We start from the raw sequence: 265 nt of genomic DNA, 5'->3' as shown, positions 1-265 counted from the left end.
TGACGTGTACCCCAAAAGTTGGAACGTTTTATGCTGCTTGTGCTAGCTCAAAGTCACGTGGTGATAAATACCCAAGCTTACCTTGAATCCGATCATTATTATAATAATGAATCCACTCATCAACTGCTTGTTCTAGACTGGTGCCATCTTCAAAGGCCTTACTTGGTCCAATCTCGGCCTTTAGTTTATTAAAGACCGTTTCGCACGCCGCATTATCCAAACAGGTCGCTCGACGTGACATGCTTTGACGAATATTTCCTTTACG

1 protein-coding gene is annotated in these 265 nt (G+C 43.0%); it reads right to left on the bottom strand.

Annotation, left to right across the window (positions count from 1 at the left end; genetic code table 11):
* Window positions 1-28: 28 nt before the first annotated feature.
* Window positions 29-265: IS3 family transposase (locus HF569_RS12195; RefSeq protein ID WP_168902623.1), on the bottom strand; the 237-nt coding region annotated here is incomplete at its 5' end.

It is taken from the genome of Levilactobacillus tujiorum, assembly GCF_012641185.1.
GTDB classification, from domain to species: domain Bacteria; phylum Bacillota; class Bacilli; order Lactobacillales; family Lactobacillaceae; genus Levilactobacillus; species Levilactobacillus tujiorum.
This window is presented reverse-complemented; position numbering and strand designations above follow the sequence as displayed.